The sequence below is a fragment of the Pseudoxanthomonas dokdonensis genome, assembly GCF_001431405.1.
GTDB classification, from domain to species: Bacteria; Pseudomonadota; Gammaproteobacteria; order Xanthomonadales; family Xanthomonadaceae; genus Pseudoxanthomonas_A; species Pseudoxanthomonas_A dokdonensis.
In genome coordinates this window covers 116,677-132,715 of record NZ_LDJL01000015.1, presented here as the reverse complement: position 1 = coordinate 132,715, position 16,039 = coordinate 116,677, and the positions used below count along the sequence as shown (strand labels likewise).

General features: G+C 65.1%; 13 protein-coding genes. 11 read left to right on the top strand and 2 right to left on the bottom strand.

Annotation, left to right across the window (positions count from 1 at the left end):
* Window positions 1-144: 144 nt before the first annotated feature.
* The 3 genes from ABB29_RS13600 to ABB29_RS13590 all read left to right on the top strand — a co-directional run bounded on the left by ABB29_RS13600 (window position 145) and on the right by ABB29_RS13590 (window position 3,268).
* Window positions 145-807 (top strand): DUF4097 family beta strand repeat-containing protein, encoded by a 663-nt coding sequence (locus ABB29_RS13600; RefSeq protein ID WP_057659965.1) that lies wholly within the window; start codon window positions 145-147, stop codon window positions 805-807.
* A gap of 145 nt (window positions 808-952) precedes the next feature.
* Window positions 953-2,659, top strand: coding sequence for a M28 family metallopeptidase (locus tag ABB29_RS13595; protein WP_057659963.1), 1,707 nt, complete (start codon window positions 953-955; stop codon window positions 2,657-2,659).
* Between the two features lie 219 nt (window positions 2,660-2,878).
* Entirely contained in the window at window positions 2,879-3,268 is a 390-nt protein-coding gene (locus ABB29_RS13590) for an MAPEG family protein (protein WP_057659961.1), read from the top strand.
* Window positions 3,269-3,300: 32 nt separating this feature from the next.
* On the opposite strand, the gene ABB29_RS13585 is transcribed toward ABB29_RS13590, so the two are convergent.
* Window positions 3,301-4,395: a helix-turn-helix transcriptional regulator gene (locus ABB29_RS13585; RefSeq protein ID WP_057659959.1), complete on the bottom strand. Its 1,095-nt coding sequence runs from the start codon at window positions 4,393-4,395 to the stop codon at window positions 3,301-3,303.
* A 118-nt stretch (window positions 4,396-4,513) separates the two neighbouring features.
* Here ABB29_RS13585 and ABB29_RS13580 point away from each other — a divergent pair, with 118 nt between their 5' ends.
* From ABB29_RS13580 to ABB29_RS13565, 4 genes are all read left to right on the top strand, one after another.
* Window positions 4,514-6,127 carry a GMC family oxidoreductase gene (locus ABB29_RS13580; RefSeq protein WP_057659957.1) on the top strand — a complete coding sequence of 538 codons (1,614 nt, stop codon included), beginning with the start codon at window positions 4,514-4,516 and terminating at the stop codon, window positions 6,125-6,127.
* Window positions 6,128-6,171: 44 nt separating this feature from the next.
* Window positions 6,172-8,148, top strand: coding sequence for an alkyl/aryl-sulfatase (locus ABB29_RS13575; protein ID WP_057659955.1), 1,977 nt, complete (start codon window positions 6,172-6,174; stop codon window positions 8,146-8,148).
* 61 nt (window positions 8,149-8,209) lie between these two features.
* On the top strand, window positions 8,210-9,658 hold the full coding sequence (locus tag ABB29_RS13570; protein WP_057659953.1) for a coniferyl aldehyde dehydrogenase: 1,449 nt from the start codon (window positions 8,210-8,212) through the stop codon (window positions 9,656-9,658).
* A gap of 112 nt (window positions 9,659-9,770) precedes the next feature.
* On the top strand, window positions 9,771-11,555 hold the full coding sequence (locus ABB29_RS13565; RefSeq protein WP_057659951.1) for a DUF885 domain-containing protein: 1,785 nt from the start codon (window positions 9,771-9,773) through the stop codon (window positions 11,553-11,555).
* A gap of 128 nt (window positions 11,556-11,683) precedes the next feature.
* Here the strand turns inward: ABB29_RS13565 and ABB29_RS13560 are convergent, their stop codons facing one another.
* The gene (locus tag ABB29_RS13560) at window positions 11,684-12,154 is read right to left on the bottom strand and encodes a hypothetical protein (protein WP_057659949.1); all 471 of its coding nucleotides are present in this window, start codon (window positions 12,152-12,154) and stop codon (window positions 11,684-11,686) included.
* Between the two features lie 198 nt (window positions 12,155-12,352).
* On the opposite strand from ABB29_RS13560, the gene ABB29_RS13555 reads away from it, so the two are divergent.
* From ABB29_RS13555 to ABB29_RS16760, 4 genes are all read left to right on the top strand, one after another.
* On the top strand, window positions 12,353-13,339 hold the full coding sequence (locus ABB29_RS13555; protein ID WP_425414777.1) for a chorismate transformation FkbO/Hyg5 family protein: 987 nt from the start codon (window positions 12,353-12,355) through the stop codon (window positions 13,337-13,339).
* A gap of 88 nt (window positions 13,340-13,427) precedes the next feature.
* Window positions 13,428-13,676, top strand: a complete 249-nt coding sequence (locus ABB29_RS13550) for a hypothetical protein (RefSeq protein ID WP_057659946.1) — start codon at window positions 13,428-13,430, stop codon at window positions 13,674-13,676.
* A gap of 249 nt (window positions 13,677-13,925) precedes the next feature.
* A complete protein-coding gene (locus ABB29_RS13545; protein WP_157062662.1) occupies window positions 13,926-14,399 on the top strand; it encodes a post-PEP-CTERM-1 domain-containing protein in 474 nt (157 codons plus the stop codon).
* Window positions 14,392-16,020, top strand: a complete 1,629-nt coding sequence (locus ABB29_RS16760; protein WP_170185876.1) for a PA domain-containing protein — start codon at window positions 14,392-14,394, stop codon at window positions 16,018-16,020. The genes ABB29_RS13545 and ABB29_RS16760 overlap by 8 nt, the downstream gene beginning before the upstream one ends.
* Window positions 16,021-16,039 lie beyond the last annotated feature (19 nt).

Genomic DNA, 16,039 nt, shown 5'->3' with positions numbered 1-16,039 from the left:
TTCAGGCAGGTGTCGATTGTAACCAAGCGTGCTCAGATGACAGCAGACCAGTTGCGACCAGCGGTATTCGCCGGCAACGGCTTAAACCTTCCACGCGGATCCGGCATCACAACGGCATACACAGGCGAACCAGAGGAAGCCAATATGACCCCTTCACGCAATGCGTTGCTCCTGACCCTGGCCCTGGTGGCCAGCCCGGCCCTGGCCAGCAATGATGTCTCCAAGGTCAACGGCACCGTCACCGCCGACGCCGGCCAGACCTACGGCGATCTGGAGACCGTCAACGGCAGCGTCCATATCGGCGCCGGCGCGCATGTCGAAGACGCATCCACGGTCAATGGCGGCATCGATGTTGCCGACAACGCGGTGCTGGATTCGCTGACCACCGTCAACGGCGGCATCAAGGCCGGTAACAATGTCCGGATCAGCGGGGGCGTCGAAGCCGTCAACGGCAGCATCTTCCTCGACCGCGGCACCCAGGTGCAGCGCGACGTCTCCAACGTCAACGGTGGCATCGGCCTGGTCGCTACCGAGGTCGGCGGCGACGTGCAGACGGTCACCGGCGACGTCACCATCGGCATCGATTCGCACGTCAAGGGCCAGCTGAAGGTGGAAAAGCCCAAGGGCAGCTTCAACTTCGGCGTCAACAGGGTGCCGCGCATCATCATCGGACCGCATGCGGTGGTCGACGGCCCGCTGATTTTCGAGCGCGAGGTAACGCTGCTGGTGCATGAAAGCGCCAAGACCGGCCCGATCACCGGCGCTACCGCGCGCATGTTCAACACCGATACCGCGCCCAAGGACTGAGCGATCGTCCTTTGCGGCGGGTGCCATCTGCCGGCACGCAGGTGGCCTTGCCGCATCGCGGCCCGGCACGGCGTCCTTCCGCGACCAGGTTTCGTGCCGGGCTGGATCGCATAGAATCGGGGATTCCAAAGCGTAAGGAATCCCGATGTCCCGCAAGCTACTGCTGGCGCTGGCCGTTGCCACCGCCCTGACCGCGTGCAAGCGCGAAGCGGCCGAAACTGCCGCCGACACCTCCACCGACGCCGCGCCGGTCGCCACCGGCCATGCGTTCAGCCCGGCCATCAACGAGGCTGACTTCGCCGAGCTGGTCAAGACGCTGGCATCGGACGAATTCGAAGGCCGCGGTCCCGGTTCGGCCGGTGAAGACAAGACCGTGGCCTACATCCAGGCGCAGATGCAGCGCGCCGGCCTGCAACCCGGCAATGGCGACAGCTATTTCCAGGACGTGCCGATGGTCGAGACCACCGCCGACGAGGCCAACAGCACGCTGGACCTGCAGGTCAACGGCAAACCGCTGGATCTGGCTTTCGGCAGCGACTACGTGATGGGCACCCGCACCGGCGAGAATGAAGTCAAGATCGACGCCAGCGACGTGGTCTTCGTCGGCTACGGCGTGGATGCACCGGAGCAGGACTGGAACGACTACGCTGGCCAGGACTGGAAGGGCAAGACCGTCGTGATGTTCGTCAACGATCCGGGCTTCCATGTCGGCGACCAGAAACTGTTCGACGGCCAGCGGATGACCTATTACGGTCGCTGGACCTACAAGTTCGAGGAAGCCGCGCGCAAGGGCGCCGCCGCTGCCTTCATCGTCCACGACACTGCTGGTGCCAGCTACGGCTGGGACGTGGTCAAGAACTCCTGGTCCGGCCCGCAGTACGACCTGCCGGCCAAGGACGATCCGGATCCGCGCCTGCCGATCCAGGGCTGGCTGTCGGCCGATGCCGCCAAGCGCCTGTTCTCGGCCGCCGGCATCGACCTGGAAGCCTCGTACAAGGCCGCCAACCAGCGCGGCTTCAAGCCGGTACCGCTGAAGGCTACGTTGTCGGCGGACCTGAAGAGCACCAGCACCGAAAAGAAATCGCGCAACGTGGTCGGCGTGCTGCCCGGCACTTCGCGCAAGGACGAAGCCGTGGTCTACATGGCGCACTGGGATCACCTGGGCAAGCACGAGGGTGAAAGCGGCGACAACATCTACAACGGTGCGGTCGACAATGCCACCGGCGTCGCCGGCATCCTCGAAATCGCCGACGCGTTCGCCCACCAGGAACCGAAGCCCGAGCGTTCGGTGGTGTTCCTGGCGGTGACCCTGGAAGAATCCGGCCTGCTCGGCTCCAAGTACTACGTGGCCCACCCGACCTTCCCGCTCGACAAGATCGCCGGCGTGGTCAATATCGATGCGATGTCGGTGGCCGGCAAGGCCAAGGACATGACCGTGGTCGGCTTTGGCAGCTCGCAGCTGGAAGACATCCTCAAGCCGATCGCCGCCGAACAGGGCCGCACCCTGCACGGCGAAAGCTCGGTGCAGAGTGGCTTCTACTTCCGCTCGGATCATTTCAACTTCGCCAAGGCCGGGGTACCGGCGCTGTACACCGATGGCGGCGAAGACCTGGTCGATGGCGGCGCGGCGGCTGGCAAGGCAGCGGCCGATGACTATGCCACCCACTACCACAGCCCCAGCGATGAGTACTTCCCCGATACCTGGAAGCTGGACGGCACCGTCCAGGATCTCGAGGCCGTCTATGGCGTCGGCAAAGTCATCGCTGCCGGCGATCAATGGCCCAACTGGTATGACGGCAATCCGTTCAAGGCCAACCGCGACAAGATGATGCAGGCCGCGCAGGCCAAATAAGCCGGCGCGATTGCCTGTCTGCATTGCAACGGCGCCCGCGGGCGCCGTTGTTGTCTGCGACCGCCGTTCGCCGTAGAGCGGAGCCTGCTCCGCTCACCATCGCGCAGCCTCCGCGCTGTTGTCGCCGGATCCGTTCTCCAGCGGAGCAGGCTCCTAACCATGCTGCCGCAAGGCACGCCACAGGCTTTATGCTGGGGCATCTTTCGCCGGAGCCTGACCATGAGCCTTGCCTATTGGTGCATCCTGATTGCCGCGTTGCTGCCGTACGTGTGGATTTCCATTGCCAAGGCATCGGGCAAGCACATGGACAACCGCGACCCACGTGGCTGGATCGAAAAACAGCACGAACCGCGGGTCAAACGCGCACATGCGGCGCAATTGAACGCCTTCGAAGCGCTGCCGGCCTTCGTCGCGGGTGTGTTGATGGCACAGCTGGCCGGCGTGCCGGTGGCGACCATCAACCTGCTGGCGCTGGTGTTTGTGGTCGCGCGGGTGCTGCATGGCGTGATGTACATCGCCAACCTGGACAAATTGCGCAGTCTGGCCTGGTTCGTCGGTCTGGGCTGCGTGCTTGCGTTGATGATCAAGGCAGCGCTGGCACTGGGCTGAGCCCAGCCGCCACACGACCTCGCCGGATCGCCTCAGCCAGCCCTGCGCAACGCGGAGTGCTGCTCGCGGCACCATGCGGCCGGACTCTTGCCGGTCCAGCGCTCGAAGGCACGGACAAAACTGCGCGAATCGCTGAAGTCGAGCTTCTCGGCGACCGCTGCGGTCGCGTGTCCGCGCAGCAGCAATCCCATCGCTTCATTCTGGCGCTGCTCATCCAGCAGTTGTGAATAGCGGATGCCTTCGCTGGCCATGCTGCGATGCAGCGTGCGCAGGCTGATCGCCAGCGTGTTGGCGACGTCGGCCAGCGGCCGCAGGCGACCGCAGGCGTCGTACAGATGACCACGCAGGCTGCTGCCGCCATCGCTTGACAGACAGGCAATCGCCAGCTCCCTTTCGCAGGCCTGGCGTGACAGATCGATATTCAGCGCGCTGTAAAGCAACTGCGTCCGCTGCAACGCGTCGCCACGTAACAGCAGCCGGCTGATCGGTCGACCGCACGCCACTGGCACTTCGAACAGCCGCTCCAATGCATCGTGCAGGCCGTTGGCTTCAAAGCCCAGTTCGACCCGTTCGAACAGCGGCGGCCCATTCGGCTGCAACTGGCGCAATGCATTGGCGACGGTGGACAGATGATCGATATCCAGGAACCGCTGCAGTTCCGGATCATCGAACAACGGATACGCGGCCAGCCAGGCCTGATCAGCGGTTTGCTGCAGGCGCAGATCCAGCATGCAACCGGCGACGCGCTGGTAGGTCAGACCAAACTGCAACGCATCGCCCAGCAGCCGGTGCGCGGCCAGACCGGGGCCCAGTGCGCCCATGTGCGGCAGTGCCTTGCGTGCGCCCGAGTGTACCGCCAGCTGCAGGCCGCGGGCGCGGTGCTGGGCCCGCAACAAACCCTCGCGCCCCTCGGCATAGCTGCAGCGCCGGTCGCCAGCGGGGCGCTCGGCCAACAGACTGGGAAACCAGCCACCGACTTCGCTCCAGTTCTGCTCCCTGGCAAAAGCGATGACACCGGCAAACGGCAGGATCGGAAAAATCGCGTCATGCGGCGACGGCCGTCCCGCCTTGCGGCGGGAAATGCGTCGTTTGTCATGCAGGGTCATGCCCTCGTCACGTGCCGTCATACCTTCCTCCCTCGCGCCGCCGAATGATGATAGGCGAGCTGTTTGCAACGCCGAGTCTGCCACGACAGATTGGCCGCCAGAAGGCTTGCATCATCCAATTCGACGGGAGGCCCTGTTCATGAAGGAATTCGATTACGTAGTGGTGGGGGGCGGCTCTGCCGGATGTGTCATTGCCTCACGTTTGAGCGAGGACCCCAACATCAGTGTGTGCCTGCTGGAGACCGGCGGCAGCGACCGCAGCGTGCTGATCCAGGCCCCGGCCGGTGTCGTCACATTGATGCCGACCAAGCTGGTCAACTACGCCTATCAGACCGTGCCGCAGCCCGGCCTCAATGGCCGCCGCGGGTTCCAGCCACGCGGCAAGGTGCTGGGCGGTTCCAGCTCGATCAACGCCATGCTGTACGTCCGCGGCAATCGTTGGGATTACGACAACTGGGCGGCGCTGGGCAACCCGGACTGGTCGTATGACAAGGTGTTGCCCTACTTCCGCAAGGCCGAGCACAACGAGCAGTTCAACGACGAATACCACGGCCAGGGCGGCCCGTTGAACGTGACCTACGCCAACTATCAAAGCCCGTTGGGACAGCTTTACCTGCAAGCCGCGCAACAGGAGATCGGGCTGCCGTTGAATCCGGATTACAACGGCGCCAGCCAGGAGGGCTGCTTCCTCTACCAGGTAACCCACAGGAATGGCGAGCGGTGCAGTGCGGCCAAAGGCTACCTGACCCCACACCTGTCACGTCCCAACCTGCAGGTACTGACCCATGCGCAGGCCAGTCGCGTTCTGCTGGAAAATGGCCGCGCCGTTGGCGTCGAATACCTGCAGGACGGTCAGACCCGCGCCGTACAAGCACGCCGTGAGGTGATCCTGTCGGCCGGTGCCTTCGGCTCACCGCAGTTGCTGCTGCTGTCGGGGATTGGTCCGGGCGCGCACCTGCGTTCGATGGGAATAGACAGCGCGCTGGATCTGCCGGGCGTTGGCCAGAACCTGCAGGACCATCCGGACCTGGTGCAGTCCTGGCATACCAGGAGCCATGCCGATACGTTCGGGGTGTCGGCTGGCTTCGGCCTGCGCTTTGCCCGGGCGATGTGGGAATGGCGCGGCCACCGCACCGGCCTGGTGTCATCGCCGTACGCCACCGCCGGCGCCTTCTTCAAATCATCGCCGGAGCAACCGGCACCCAACCTGCAAACCATCATGGTGGTGGCGGTGGTCGACGATCACGGCCGCAAGATCCACTGGGGCCACGGCATTTCCAGCCACGTCGATCTGGTCCGGCCATACAGCCGCGGCAACGTGCAGCTGGCCAGCCGGGATCCGCGCGAACAACTGCTGATCGATCCGGGCTTCCTCAGCGACGAGCGCGACATCGAGATGCTGGTCACCGGCGCGCAGATACAGCAGCGGATCATTGAATCCAGCGTATTCGATCCGATCCGCGGCAAGGCGCTCATTCCGGTCGACGTCAACGATCGCAAGGCACTGGCGGAAATGGTCCGCGCCCGCGCCGATACCCAGTACCACCCGGTCGGCACCTGCCGGATGGGCCCGGACAACGATCCGATGGCCGTCGTCGACAGCCGGCTGCGGGTGCGTGGCATCGAGCGCCTGCGGGTGATCGATGCCTCGATCATGCCGGCGGTTATCTCGGGCAACACCAACGCACCGACGATCATGATCGGTGAAAAAGGTGCCGAGATGATCCGCGAAGACGCCTCCCGTCTGGCCTGAGCGCCACCTTCACTGCAACTTTCCATCCGGGGAATCACTCGTCCATGCGCTGTAATCGCCACGCCACCTTCGCCCTGCTCTCGCTGTTCGTCGCCCACGCCGTGCATGCCCAGAGCACATCCAAGCCAGCCGAACCGGCCACCATCCAGGCCAATGCCGCATTCTCGAAACAACTGCCGTGGCAGGATGCGTCGGCGTTTACCGATGCGCAGCGCGGCTTCATCGCCGCCCTGCCCGGCGGCAAGATCAGCGGTGACGGTGAACGCCCCGTCTGGAACCTGCAGGCCTACGACTTCCTCGACCAGCAACAGGCACCGGACACGGTCAACCCCAGCCTGTGGCGGCAGGCCCGGTTGAATGCGATCAACGGCCTGTTCGAAGTAGCCGACGGCATCTACCAGCTGCGCGGTCTGGATTTGTCCAACATGACCATTGTCGAAGGCGACAGCGGCCTGATCATCATCGACCCGCTGTTGAACGCCGAAACAGCCAGGGCCGGGCTGGATCTGTACTACCAGCACCGCCCGCGCAAACCGGTGGTGGCGGTGATCTACACCCACAGCCATGCCGACCACTTCGGCGGGGTCAAGGGCGTCACCAGTGAAGCCGACGTCGCCGCCGGCAAGGTCAGGATCTACGCGCCGGAACACTTCATGGACACCGCCGTGGCCGAGAACATCATCGCCGGCAACGCGATGAGCCGGCGCGCCTCGTACCAGTTCGGCACCCTGGTCGCGCCCGGCGTGCGCGGCAGCGTCGATACCGGCCTGGGCAAGTCACTGGGGATTGGTTCACTGACCCTGATCCAGCCCACCGACAGCATTACCGATGCCACCCGCGAGATGCGCATTGATGGCGTCGATATCGAGTTCATGCTCGCACCGGGGACCGAAGCGCCATCGGAAATGATGGTGTACTTCCCGCGCCAGAAAGTGTTCGACGCCGCCGAGGTGGTGACCCAGAACATGCACAACCTGTACACCCTGCGTGGTGCCGAGGTGCGCGATGCGGTGGCCTGGTCGCATTACATCGAACAGGCGCGCGAACGCTTCGCCGCCCGTAGTGAAGTGATGATCGCGCAGCATCACTGGCCGACCTGGGGCCAGCAACGGGTCGACAACATGCTGCGCAAGCAGCGCGACCTGTACAAGTTCATCCACGATCAGAGCGTGCGCCTGCTCAACCAGGGCTACAAGCCGGACCAGATCGCCGAAACCCTGCAGCTGCCGGCCAGCCAGCAGGGCGAATGGTCCTCGCATGGCTACTACGGCACCCTGCGCCACAATGCGCGTGCGGTCTACCAGCGTTACCTGGGCTGGTACGACGGCAATCCGGCCAACCTCAATCCATTGCCCGAAACCCGACAGGCAGCCAAGACGATCGCCTACATGGGCGGCGCCGATGCAGTCATCCAGCGCGCGCGCAAGGACTACGCCAATGGCGAGTACCGCTGGGTCGCCAGCGTGATGAACCAGGTGGTGTTCGCCGATCCCTCCAACCGCGCCGCCCGCGAACTGGGTGCCGATGCGCTGGAACAACTCGGCTACCAGAGCGAAGCCGGCACCTGGCGTTCGGCCTACCTGACCGGCGCGCAGGAACTGCGTAATGGCGTGCCGCAGCTGCCGTCACTCAACACCCTCAACGCCGATACCCTGAAGGCGGTCGATACCGGCCTGTTCTTCGACTACCTGGGCGTACGCCTCAACGCTGGCAAGGCCGAGGGCAAGCACATCGTGTTGAACTGGAACTTCACCGACCTCGGCAAGCAGTACGTGCTGAACCTGGAGAACTCGGCGCTGACCTATGTCGAAGGCCAGCAGGCTTCCAATGCCGACGCCAGCCTGACTTTGTCGCGGGCGGCCCTCAACAGCGTCATCCTCGGCCAGACCACGTTCGCGGCGGCAATGCAATCGGGCCAGGCCAGGGTCGAGGGCGACCCGCGCAAACTGGCCGAATTGATGGGTATGCTGGACACCTTCAGCTACGGCTTCCCGATTGTCGAGCCGTTGCCGGCCCCATGACCGATCACCGCCCTGTGGCGCCAGACTGGCGACCGCAGGGTTCACCCTACCGAGGACACCGATGACCAGCACTGCCAACGCCGCCGCGGAGACCCCGGCCATCCCGGCTGAATTCCAGGATGCCCTGGCCAGCCAGCGCGCACACTTCGAGCGCCTGCGCTATCCCAGCCACGAACAACGCGTGGCCGACCTCAAGCAGATGGTGCGGCTGGTGGCGGACAACCGCGATGCGCTGATCGAAGCCGTCAACCAGGACTACGGCTGCCGTTCGCGCTTCGAAACCGGCTTTGCCGAAATCGCGGTCACCCTGGACGGCCTGCAGGAAGCGATCAAGCACCTCAAGCGCTGGATGAAACCGCAGAAGCGGCATGTCGACCCGATGCGGCTGCCGCTGGCCAGGGCGCGCCTGCTGCCACAACCGGTCGGCGTGGTCGGGGTGGTGGTGCCGTGGAATTTCCCGATTGCGATGGTGTTCCATCCGCTGACCAGCATCTTTGCCGCCGGCAATACCGCGATGGTCAAGATGTCGGAAAACTCCAACCATCTGGCGCAACTGCTGAAGACCCTGTCACCGAAGTATTTCCCGACCTCGAAACTGGTGTTCTTCGAGGACGGCGGCGGCCGCGGGCCGGCCTTCACCGCGCTGCCGTTCGACCATATCTTCTTCACCGGCTCGCCGGCCACCGGCAAGGCGGTGATGGCCAATGCCGCGCGCAACCTGACCCCGGTGACGCTGGAGCTGGGTGGCAAGTCGCCGGCCATCATCGCGCCGGACTACGACGTGCAGACCGCGGCCAAGCGGGTGATCTGGGCCAAGACCTTCAATGCCGGCCAGATCTGCACCAATATCGATTACCTGCTGATGCCGCAGGACAAGATCGAGGCCTTCGCCGGCCACGCACGCGAGGCCTTCGCCAGCGCCTATCCGGACATCAACAACGGCGACTACACCGCGATCATCGACCAGCGCTCGCATGACCGCCTGCAGGCGGCACTGGAAGACGCACGCAGCAAGGGCGCACGCATCGTCGAGCTCGCCCCGGATCAGACCCCCGATGCCAGCCGCCGGATCATGTCGCCCAAGCTGGTGCTGGACGTCAACGACGACATGGAACTGATGCAGCGCGAAATCTTCGGCCCGATCCTGCCCATCCGCAGTTACCGCACCCGCGAGGAAGCCGCGCAGTACATCAATGACCGGCCGCGTCCGCTGTCGCTGTATCCGTTCACCAACGACAAGTCGCTGGCACAGTGGTACATCATGAACACCCTGTCCGGCGGCGTCACCGTCAATGACAGCATCCTGCATGTCAGCGTGCACACGCTGCCGTTCGGCGGCATCGGCAACAGCGGCATGGGCCATTACCACGGGGTGGAAGGCTTCAACACGTTTTCCAAGCTGCGGCCGATCCTGTACCAGGGTCCGCTGCGGGCGATCGACTGGCTGAGCCCGCCGTATGGCCAGCGCGCGCGCAAGGTGCTGGAGCTGATGATCCGGATGAAAAGCTGAGCCGCCTGGCCGCTGGTCTGCGACCGCTGCCGCGGCGCAGTGACTTCCGGCCGATTGTGGAGCGCGCCACGCCCGCGTAGCGTGGCGCCAACCAACGTTCCGGAAATCGACCATGAAGCCACTCGTCCTTGCCATTGCCCTGGTAGTATCCGCGCCACTGCTGGCGCCGGCCCATGCAGCCGAACCGGCCGCGCAGGCTGCCGCCAACTCGCCCGCATGGGTGCAGAAGAGCAATCAGTACGCGCAGATCCTGCTGGACGCGCAGGGGCCGTTCCAGGCCGAAAGCCTGAGCTTCCTCGGCGTACCCGGTTATGACGATCAGGTTACCGATCTGGGTCCGGACAATCCGCGCCGTTTCCGCGAAGCCACGAACCGGGCCAAGGCCGAATTGCAGGCCAGGCTGGCCAGCGAACGCGACCCTAACGTGCGCCAGGACCTGGCCATCATGATCCACGCCGCCGATGAAAGCATCGAGGGCAGCCAGTTGAACGAGCGCCTGATGTTGCCGTGGGTCGACGCACCGCAGTCGGTCTTCAGTGGCATCAACAGCCTGTTGTCCAAGCAGGTCCCGGCCGAGCGCCAGGCCAAGGCACTGGACCGCCTGCAGCGCTACACCGGCCAGCTGCCGGGCAGCACCGCCTTCACCACGCTGGCGCGCCAGCGCTACGAGGAAAAACTGTCGAACCCGGCGCTGCTGCCACCGACCCGGCTGGAAGTGGAGCGGGCACTGGACAACGTCGATACCTATGCCAAGGGCGTGCGCGAACTGTTTGCCGAGTACAAGGTCAGCGGCGCCGAGGCGGCACTGGATGCAATGGATGCGCAGTTCAAGGACTACGCTGGATGGGTACGCAGCAGCGTGTTGCCGAAGGCGCGCACCGACAACCGGCTGCCACCGGAGCTGTATGCGTTCCAGCTGAAGCAGTACGGCATCGACATCGATCCGCGCATCCTGATGGAACGCGCGCAGCTGGAATTCATGGAAACCCGCGCTGCCATGCAGCAGCTGGCACCGCTGGTGGCCAAGGCCAATGGCATCGAAGCCAGCGATTACCGGCAGGTGATCAAGGCGTTGAAGAAGCAGACCATCGCCAACGATCAGCTGGAGTCCAGCTATCGCACGGTGCTGGATACGATTGATCCGATCATCGCCAGGCAGCGCATCGTCAGCGTGCCGCAACGGCCGATGCAGATGCGCCTGGGCAGCGAAGCCGAAAGCGCGGCCCAGCCGGCGCCGCATTTCCTGCCGGCACCGCTGGTCGGCAACACCGGTCAACAGGGCACGTTCGTGCTGCCGTTGGGCAATCCGGGCAAGGATGGCGGCAACGAGCACTACGACGACTTCAACTTCGATGCCAGCCGCTGGACCCTGGCCGCGCATGAGGGCCGGCCGGGTCACGAGCTGCAGTTCACCGCGATGGTCGAGCGCGGGGTATCACTGGCCCGCACCATGTTTGCCTTCAACTCGGTCAACGTCGAAGGCTGGGCCTTGTACGCCGAGGCCGAGATGGTCCCGTACGAGCCGCTCGATGGCCAGTTGATTGCGTTGCAGCTGCGCCTGCTGCGCGCGGCCCGCGCCATCCTCGACCCGATGCTCAACCTGGGCCTGATTGACCGTGAACGCGCCGGCGAAGTGCTGGAACAGGACGTCGGCCTGTCCAAACCGATGGTGCGCCAGGAGCTGGATCGCTACACCTTCAACGCACCCGGCCAGGCCGGCAGCTATTTCTACGGCTACAGCCGGATCATGCAGCTGCGGGTGCAGACCGAACTGGCGCTGGGCGACAGGTTCGACCGCTTCGCGTTCAACAACTTCCTGCTCGACCAGGGCCTGCTGCCGCCGGATCAGCTGGCCAAGGCGGTGCAGGAACAGTTCGTGCCGCAACACTCGCGCTGACGCCGGGTCCGCGATCTCGTCATCGCTGGATGACCGGGCGGAGCCGGAATGCGCGGGTCAGGTGATGAAAGAAAAACGGGAGGCCGATGGCCTCCCGTTTCATTTGCCGCCTGCGCTGGCGCGCCGGCTTATTGCACCGGGTCCGGCTGCGGTGCCGGCATCGGCTGTGGTGGTGGCGCTTTCATCATGTTCGGCGGCACGTAGATGGCGATGCCGGCCGCGCTCTTCTGGCTGGTCGGGATGCCAAAGCCGACCCCACCATAGCCGTGGCTGCCATAGCTGCCGCCGCCAACCGACATGCCACCGGGCGAGCCCTGGCTGCCCATGCCCAGCAGCACGACGCCATTGGCACCCAGTGCCGCGGCTTCACGTTTCATCCGCTCGATTGCCGCATCGGTCTGGCCCTGGGTGCCGAAGCCGACCGCGCTGGTGGCTTCCAGCTGGGCAATCTGGGTCGCGCCCGGCGGTACCGCCGGATACATCTGCACCTGCGACGGGTCGATCGCCGGCCGTGCCTGGCCCAGCATGACCTTGGAACTGCTGGCGCAGCCGCCCAGCACCAGCACCGCCGCCAACATCATTGATAGTCGAAGTTTCATCCGCGCTCTCCTGTCCCTGCTGTCGGCCATGATGTGCCGGCCTGTCTGAATTTGCACTAATCCTGCCCCGCCCCCATGTGAGCAGCGCGTTATCATTTGCCATCGTATCCGGCCTGCCCCCTGCTGATGACCGCTGTTCCCCACGCTGACCGTCCCGATATGCACCTGGCGGTCGACGTTCTCTCCTGTCCCGCGCCGATGTCATGCGTGGCAACTATCCAGCAACAACTGGCACGCGCCGACACCCTGGCGGTGTTCGGCTTTGGCGACGCCACCCCGGGCCGGACAGAACTGGCCGACCCGCGGTACCTGCAGGTACCGCTGCAACCGCTGGCCACCGCGCCGGTGCTGGAAGTGTGGCGCGGCAGTGGCCCGGTCAGCCACGCCCGCCACGCCGACATCGCCGTCAGCGAGGATGGCCGGTTGCAGTTCGGGGTGCTGGAGGTGGCCGAATCCGAGTGGTCCGGCAGCGGTGATGGCGCCATCCTCGCGGCCAGCGAGCAGGCCTACGCACGGCTGCGGGCGTTCTGGCAGTCCAGCGGCTACCCGCACCTGCTGCGGGTCTGGAACTATCTGGATGCCATCACCCTGGGCGAGAACGACCAGGAGCGCTACCGGCAGTTCTGCGTCGGCCGCGTGCGTGGCCTGGGCCAGGTCGATGTGGGCAGCCTGCCAGCGGCCACCGCCATCGGCAGCCGCGACGGCCAGCGGGTGCTGCAGGTGTACTGGCTGGCGGCACGCGCGCCCGGGCTGCCGCTGGAAAACCCGCGCCAGGTCAGCGCCTACCGCTACCCGCGCGAATACGGTCCGCAATCGCCCAGTTTCGCCCGCGCCCTGCTGCCACCGGCCAACTCGACCCTGCCGCTGTTCCTGTCCGGCACTGCCAGCATCGTTGGCCATGCCTCGCGCCACATCGAATCACTGCACGCGCAGTTGGACGAGACCCTGGCCAATCTGGCCAGCCTGATCACCGCCGCGCGCCAGCAGCAGCCCCTGCTGCCGCCGACGCTGGATGCCAGTTCGCGGCTCAAGGTCTACGTCCGCGACGGCGAAGATGCGCCCGAGGTGGCCGCGCACCTGCGCGCCAGACTGGGCCCGTCGGTGCCGTTCTTCATGCTGCGGGCCGATGTCTGCCGGCGCGAACTGATGGTCGAAATCGAAGGCATGCACGGCGTCGCCAGCTGACACAGCGTGCTTGCAAGCCTTGTTCACGGCCCCGATATTGAATTGCGACGAGGCGGCCGATGGGCGGCGCTGGCACGGGAGCATGGGAATGGGGCTGATCAGCCTGTTGTGGGGAATGTTTTCGCTGGTCTGGATGGTGCTGTTCCTGATCCCGCTGCTGGGCATCGGCAACTGGCTGCTGATCCCGTTTGCGGTGGTCGGTGCGATCATCGGCGCAATCGGCGTGTTGTTTTCCGGACCGGCCGGCAATCGCCGGGCCAAAGCCGGGCTGGTCTTGAATGCAGTGGTCATCGTGGTGGCGATGGGCCGGCTGCTGCTGGGCAGCGGTGTGCTCTGAGACGCGCCGCGGCAATGCCTGCGGGCTGAGTCGGCCGCCATCCATGGCGATGCACGGAACAGGAATGCGATCCGCCTGTTCATCCTCACCGCGGTGAACAGGCGGGTTGAAGGTGAACGTGCGTTAACGCACACTCAGGCCAGGTCGGCTCCCCCGAGCATCATCTGACCGCCTGGTCCCGTGCCAGCACAATCCAATCGCTTCACCTCTGGTATCGGGTCGTCCCTTCGTTATGCCAAGGAGTGTGCAATGCGTCGTCTCGTCATCCCACCGCTATGGCTGTCCGCCATGCTGATCGCCTGCGCCAGCGCGCAGGCCGCCGAACCCCAGGCCACCGCCGAAGCTGCTGGCCCGCAAGCCGAACCCGTCGCCGCCGGCCAGATTGTCACCATCGACCCGGTCACCGGCAAAATGCGCGCGGCCACCGCCGCGGAGCGCCTGCAACTGCAGCAGCAATCGCCCTCGCTGAAGAGTGCGCGGCGGGCGACGCCGCAGTTGGCCGGCAAGAAAGGCTTTGCCGCCCCGCAGACCCAGAGCGAAGCACTGGGCACCCGGCGCCGCCTTGGCAATGGCGGTACTGCCATGCAGGTGCCGGAAAGCTACATGAGCGATCTGACCGTCACCACCGATGCCAACGGCACGATGCACATCCAGCATTCCGATGACGGCCTGCCGGCAGCCGCCGAAAAGCCCACCACGCGCATGGAGGCCAGCGATGAATAAGTCCACCTTCGTATCAGGGTTGTTGCTGCCCGGCGCGCTGATGGCCGCGATGGCACTGTCGGCCCCCGCGCACAGCGCCGAACTGGTGCTGGTCAGTGGTGACACCGGCACCGGCCTGGGCCTGGATGATCCCACCCCCAAGGCACCGGTCGGCCTGAACCCCGGCAAGACACTGGGCGACCAGCGCACCAAGGTCTATCAGTTCGCGATGTCGCTGTGGGGCGCGGTGTTGAAGAGCGACGTGCCGATCTACATCGGTGCTTCGTTCCAGCCACTGGCCTGCACGCCGACCAGCGCGGTGCTCGGTTCGGCCGGCACCACCAGCGTGTTCTCCGACTTCGCACCCGGCATCGAAGCCGGCACCTGGTACGCGTCGGCACTGGCCGATGCCATCGCCGGCACCGATCTCGATCCCGGCTTCATCGACATCAACTCGCGCTTCAACGGCGACATCGGCGTCAATCCGGACTGCCTGACCGGACGTACCTGGTATTACGGTCTTGATGGCAATGCTCCGGCCGATGCCATCGACTTCCTCGACGTGGTGATGCATGAAATCGGCCACGGCCTGGGCGTGCAGGGCTTCACCAATTCGGCGGGCGGATTCCTGGCCGGGGTGCAGGACATCTATTCAATCCATGCCTACGACAACACCCTGGGCAAGTCGTTCGCACAGATGACCAACGCCGAGCGCGCGGCGTCGCTGCTGGATACCGGCAAGCTGGTATGGACCGGCCAGCAGGTCAACCAGGAAGCGGCACTGATCCTCGACAACCGCACCGTGCTCAAGGTCAGTTCGCCGGCGGCCGCCGCTGGCAGCTATGAGTTCGGCACCGCCACCTTCGGCCCGGCCGCCAGTGCATCCAACCTCAACGGCACGATTGCCGCGGCACTGGATGGTGGCGCAGTCAGCACCGACGCCTGCGAGGCCATCACCAATGGCGCGGAGCTGGCCGGCAGGATTGCCCTGGTCGATCGCGGTACCTGTGCGTTCGTGCTCAAGGCCGCCAACGTGCAGGCGGCGGGCGCCACCGGCATGATCGTGGTCAATACCGCCAACAGTACCCAGGGCATGAGCGGCGATGATCCTGCCGTCACCATCCCGTCGGTGCTGGTGGCACAGAGCGTGGGCAACCTGATCCGGGCCAACCTGCCGGCACAGGCCGCGATCCAGGTCGACCCCAACCTGCTGCAGGGTGCCGATGACAATGGGCGCGTGCGCTTGTATGCACCCAACCCCTATGAAAGCGGATCTTCGTTCTCGCACTTCGACACCGCGTTGTCACCCAATGCGTTGATGGAACCGGCGGCCACGCCGACGCTGCAGGCGCAGATCAACGTCGACCTTACGCCGGCCCTGTATCACGACATCGGCTGGACCCTCAACGATGGCGACGCCCGCATCGGCTGGTGCAACACCGGCGTGGATGTGCATGAGGAAGGCGGCCTGATCGTCGGTGCCAACGTGCTGGCATGGAGCGACATGTGCGAGAGCACCTCGAAGAACCGTGGCAAGTACGTCAGCTGCATGGCCGACTACACCAAGCGTTCGCTGCGCAGCCGTGTACTGACCCCACGCGATGCCGTCGGGGTACTGGTCTGTTCCGCGTTGAAACGCTGACCACACGTCGCATCGATGT

Coding starts and splice junctions, on each gene's coding strand:
- ABB29_RS13560 (WP_057659949.1), bottom strand. CDS start 12,154: ATGAAACTTCGACTATCAATGATGTTGGCGGCGGTGCTGGTGCTGGGC.
- ABB29_RS13580 (WP_057659957.1), top strand. CDS start 4,514: ATGAAGGAATTCGATTACGTAGTGGTGGGGGGCGGCTCTGCCGGATGT.
- ABB29_RS13575 (WP_057659955.1), top strand. CDS start 6,172: ATGCGCTGTAATCGCCACGCCACCTTCGCCCTGCTCTCGCTGTTCGTC.
- ABB29_RS13590 (WP_057659961.1), top strand. CDS start 2,879: ATGAGCCTTGCCTATTGGTGCATCCTGATTGCCGCGTTGCTGCCGTAC.
- ABB29_RS13545 (WP_157062662.1), top strand. CDS start 13,926: ATGCGTCGTCTCGTCATCCCACCGCTATGGCTGTCCGCCATGCTGATC.
- ABB29_RS13565 (WP_057659951.1), top strand. CDS start 9,771: ATGAAGCCACTCGTCCTTGCCATTGCCCTGGTAGTATCCGCGCCACTG.
- ABB29_RS13600 (WP_057659965.1), top strand. CDS start 145: ATGACCCCTTCACGCAATGCGTTGCTCCTGACCCTGGCCCTGGTGGCC.
- ABB29_RS13550 (WP_057659946.1), top strand. CDS start 13,428: ATGGGGCTGATCAGCCTGTTGTGGGGAATGTTTTCGCTGGTCTGGATG.
- ABB29_RS13555 (WP_425414777.1), top strand. CDS start 12,353: ATGTCATGCGTGGCAACTATCCAGCAACAACTGGCACGCGCCGACACC.
- ABB29_RS16760 (WP_170185876.1), top strand. CDS start 14,392: ATGAATAAGTCCACCTTCGTATCAGGGTTGTTGCTGCCCGGCGCGCTG.
- ABB29_RS13585 (WP_057659959.1), bottom strand. CDS start 4,395: ATGACGGCACGTGACGAGGGCATGACCCTGCATGACAAACGACGCATT.
- ABB29_RS13570 (WP_057659953.1), top strand. CDS start 8,210: ATGACCAGCACTGCCAACGCCGCCGCGGAGACCCCGGCCATCCCGGCT.
- ABB29_RS13595 (WP_057659963.1), top strand. CDS start 953: ATGTCCCGCAAGCTACTGCTGGCGCTGGCCGTTGCCACCGCCCTGACC.